Annotated in this window: 3 protein-coding genes and 1 pseudogene; all 4 read left to right on the top strand. The window is 60.9% G+C overall.

Going from position 1 to position 1,172, the window contains the following annotated elements; all coding sequences use genetic code 11:
• A partial coding sequence (locus tag ACW9IR_RS29455; protein ID WP_457466124.1) for a lysis system i-spanin subunit Rz occupies positions 1-315 on the top strand: 315 nt, incomplete at its 5' end.
• Positions 312-605 (top strand): putative phage tail assembly chaperone, encoded by a 294-nt coding sequence (locus ACW9IR_RS29460; protein WP_457466126.1) that lies wholly within the window; start codon positions 312-314, stop codon positions 603-605. The genes ACW9IR_RS29455 and ACW9IR_RS29460, both read left to right, overlap by 4 nt.
• A gap of 23 nt (positions 606-628) precedes the next feature.
• Positions 629-769: a DUF6890 family protein gene (locus ACW9IR_RS29465; RefSeq protein WP_039013052.1), complete on the top strand. Its 141-nt coding sequence runs from the start codon at positions 629-631 to the stop codon at positions 767-769.
• A gap of 5 nt (positions 770-774) precedes the next feature.
• Positions 775-1,172: pseudogene (locus tag ACW9IR_RS29470) on the top strand (phage tail tape measure protein); the annotation flags it as partial.

The following is a 1,172-nucleotide window of genomic DNA, read 5'->3' on the forward strand; positions in this document are numbered from 1 at the left end:
TTGACCGATGCACTCACTGAAAACGAGCGCCTGCGCCGCGCTGTTGGCGATGGCACTGGCCGGTTGCATGTCCGCGCCATCTGTCCCGCCGCCGGATCTGTGCCCGCCACCGCCGGCACCGCCCGCATGGCTGATGCAGGACGCGCCGAACTCGCAGCAGACGCTCGACCGGATTATTTCACCCTCCGTAATCAGCTCGCCCTAAGCCGGCAAATGATTCTCGGACTGCAGCAATACGTCCGTGGCGTGTGCCAGCGATCGCCAGCGCACCAGGACACCACTTTTCCCAACCTCAACAAGAGATCTACCCAATGAGCCAACAGAACAACACCGAAATCACCCTGGAAGTCGGCGAACAGGAATTCACCTTCAACCTGACCCCGGCCGACGTCACCAAGTATTTCAACGCCCTGACCCAAGCCAACAAGGTCGCCCCGGGCAACAACCTGTTGATGACCACTGTGCTGCAGGAACAAAAAACCGTGCTGAAACCGCTGCTGGGCAACCCGGTGATGGTGATGCAGATCGCCGGCGCGCTGCTCGAGGAGTACGCGCCCAACGTTGAGGTGATCGTAAAAAAGCGCTCGAGCACGCTGAGCGCCTAAGCGAAAACGGACTGGGCCAGTTAATGGCCCTGACGAACCGCTGGCTTCCTGGTGCCGAACCCACGCCCGAAGCGATGGGGACGGCCAAGTGGCTAGAGGACGAACACTGGAGACGCATGGAGTTCGCCGTGGCTAACGGCATCGCCCTTGCGCTGAACGGGTAACGACTTTGGCAGACCGTAGCGCCAGCCTGGCTTTCATTCTCAGCTTGCAGGACAAGGTCACCGCGCCCCTGGGCAAGGTGAAAATGGGCTTTTCCGAGCTTGCCGATCAGAGTGAAAAACACATAAAGACGATCGGGCTTGGCCTGGGCGGCGTGACCGCTGCTGTGGTCGGGATCCGTGAGTCCATGGAACCGGCGCTGGAGGTCAATCGCGCCCTGGGCGACGTCCGATCGTTGGGCGTGGCCGAGGATGCGTTGTCGGCACTCAATGCCAAGTCGCTGCAATTCGCGGTGAGCTACGGCGAGAACGCCAAGGATTTTGTCGCCTCGGCCTACCTGATCGAGGGCGCCATCAAGGGGCTTGCCGGTAACCAGCTCGCCACGTTCACCAACACCAGCAACTT

This window comes from Pseudomonas sp. SDT291_1_S447 (genome assembly GCF_054070155.1).

Excerpts from the sequence above, each read along its gene's own strand:
- ACW9IR_RS29460 (WP_457466126.1), top strand. The coding sequence starts at position 312 with ATGAGCCAACAGAACAACACCGAAATCACCCTGGAAGTCGGCGAACAG.
- ACW9IR_RS29465 (WP_039013052.1), top strand. The coding sequence starts at position 629 with ATGGCCCTGACGAACCGCTGGCTTCCTGGTGCCGAACCCACGCCCGAA.